Origin of the sequence: Xanthomonas albilineans, assembly GCF_002939705.1 — a bacterium.
Taxonomy (GTDB): Bacteria; Pseudomonadota; Gammaproteobacteria; order Xanthomonadales; family Xanthomonadaceae; genus Xanthomonas_A; species Xanthomonas_A albilineans.
Window position 1 is genome coordinate 1 of record NZ_MDCB01000055.1, and the last position, 2,350, is coordinate 2,350.

Annotated in this window: 3 protein-coding genes and 1 pseudogene; 2 read left to right on the forward strand and 2 right to left on the reverse strand. The window is 51.4% G+C overall.

Annotated features, from left to right (window positions below; translation table 11 throughout):
• A partial coding sequence (locus XalbCFBP2523_RS16500; RefSeq protein WP_146084136.1) for a M2 family metallopeptidase occupies nt 1-164 on the forward strand: 164 nt, incomplete at its 5' end.
• Nucleotides 165-211: 47 nt separating this feature from the next.
• On the opposite strand, the gene XalbCFBP2523_RS15645 is transcribed toward XalbCFBP2523_RS16500, so the two are convergent.
• Both XalbCFBP2523_RS15645 and XalbCFBP2523_RS16505 read right to left on the reverse strand, forming a co-directional pair.
• On the reverse strand, nt 212-1,237 hold the full coding sequence (locus XalbCFBP2523_RS15645; protein WP_045766513.1) for a rhomboid family intramembrane serine protease: 1,026 nt from the start codon (nt 1,235-1,237) through the stop codon (nt 212-214).
• Nucleotides 1,238-1,414: 177 nt separating this feature from the next.
• A complete protein-coding gene (locus XalbCFBP2523_RS16505) occupies nt 1,415-1,612 on the reverse strand; it encodes a hypothetical protein (protein WP_012915413.1) in 198 nt (65 codons plus the stop codon).
• Nucleotides 1,613-1,858: 246 nt separating this feature from the next.
• On the opposite strand from XalbCFBP2523_RS16505, the pseudogene XalbCFBP2523_RS15650 reads away from it, so the two are divergent.
• Nucleotides 1,859-2,350: pseudogene (locus XalbCFBP2523_RS15650) on the forward strand (M2 family metallopeptidase); the annotation flags it as partial.

Genomic DNA, 2,350 nt, shown 5'->3' on the forward strand with positions numbered 1-2,350 from the left:
CCAGCCAACCCTGGCAGGCCACGCTCAAGGAACTCACCGGCAGCGAGCGCCTCGATGCCGGCCCGTTACTGGAATACTTCGCGCCGATCCAGGAGTGGCTCAAACAGCAAAACCAAGGACGTCTGTGCGGCTGGGACACTCCCAAGCCGACAACACCGCATTGAGCCCGATCAAGCGTGTTGCCGGAGGTGGCAACAACATACGAGGAAAGCTAAGCGCGCTTAAAAACGACGGAGAGTTTTAGAATCAAACCGCAAATAAGACCAAAGAAAAATCCTGCGAGATGCGCGGTCGTGGCTGCATTTTCCGACATCAACTCGGCCTCCAACACTCCCAGAACAGCAAGATTTGCAAGAAACAGACAGAACCCTTTCGGCATAAGGGATCGAGTAGTGAAACCCGAAAAAATCACAAGACCAAAGAGAGCATATACGCCACCAGACAACCCTCCGTAATTATCAAAAAAATGCCCCCCATAGTTCATTTGTGCATACGCAGCAATTATATTCCCGAAGAAGAACACTACCAAGCTTATGTGTCCCAACAAAGCAGATGAGAGCACGCCCACGAACAATAGAAGCACGGCATTTTTAATAAAATGGTATAGCGAATAATGCAAAAATGGGCCCGAAAAAAAACGCCAATATTCACCAGAATCAATTGACGCATACATTGCGCCTATCCGCTGAAAGACCAAGTCATTGCTGCCAAGGTGCTCAATCATCAGAAGCTGAAGGCACCCAGTAGCCAGAATCAATCCCATCCAGATTAGCCTGCCTTGACGCGACCGCTTATCGACGTTAAGCCATCGAAAAAACATGGCCCGCTGTACAAGACCAACTTTTGAACCTATACCCAAGCAATAGTCAAGAATAAGCGCACCCGCGAGACTCACGGACAGGAGGCCAATATGAAATGTCCTAGAACCCACCTGCTGAAAAGCAACAACACAGAGGAGCATGCCAAAAACAAGTAAGCCAACAGATATTCTCTTGTAGTTGCCCTGCACGGACTTAAATGCGACGTGTTCCAGCTCCGGTATAAGAATCGGAGGAAGGAACTTCGTTGAGTTAGGTGACGCAATCAGCATTGAGTTCGCTGGCAACCACTTAGACGCAAGACTCATGGCATCCTGCAAGTTAATTTTCTTAGGCTGCCGACGATCAAATAAAGACCACTGCCTTTGCTCATTATCAGGAAATCCCTGCTCATCATCCCATCGCCCATCACCATGCATCACTATGCTCTCTTCGAATGTAATCTATTGATCGAGCAAGTCAGATTCAACTCACTACATTGCACTTCAGTCTATATCCCCAACGACTCTTGTGGATACACACATTTGCGCGATTATGCACGCCAGCCATCCAAAGACGGACTGGCGCGCACTTTCTATTGTCAAACTATTAATCGCTCAATTATTACTGGCCAAATATTGAGCAATGGCCAAACCTGCAGCAGCCCCAATAGCCAGGCCAATAACCGGCGCACTGATGGGAGCCGTGGCGATGGCAGCACCTGTGCCAAGCACTCCCAGAACCGCGCCTGCACCGTCATAGCCAGAGATACCACCGCTGACCGATTGAACTTCATCAATTGACATTTCACGCATCGCAATACTCCTTTACTTACGCTATTGGACACAAGACCCTTGTGTCATGGGGCCGACAACGCGGCAGATGTCAATTTCCCAGAAAGAACGTAGCGACAACTAGACGAGAACTAGCCATGTGCCCGTCAGTACCTGTGCAATGTGCTAACACCTCACCAAGGTGTCGGTATAGACTAGAAATCATCGAATAAATTGTGATTATATTCACATTAATAGAAATTGTCTACCTCATTGGGAAAGGCGCCGCAAGTCAGTCGCGAGGCGCTGATCAATACACAGATGCGCATGGCGTTGAACAAAGTGGCGTTCTTGCCGTTCGGGTTGATGATCGACCGCTGGCGCTGGGGCGTGTTCGATGGCTCGATCGGCCCGGACCGCTACAATCAGGCGTGGTGGGAACTGAAGGCCAAATATCAGGGTGTGGCCCCGGTCGCGCCGCGCGGCGAGGCGTTCTTCGACCCAGGCGCCAAGTACCACGTGCCGGCCAACACGCCGTACACGCGCTACTTCCTCTCGCACATCCTGCAATTCCAGTTCTACAAAAGCCTATGCGATGCCGCCGGCCATAAGGGGCCTCTGTACGCCTGCACCTTCTACGGCAACAAGGAAGCCGGGCAGAAATTCTGGTCGATGCTGCAACGTGGCGCCAGCCAACCCTGGCAGGCCACGCTCAAGGAACTCACCGGCAGCGAGCGCCTCGATGCCGGCCCGTTACTGGAATACTTCGCGCCGATCCAG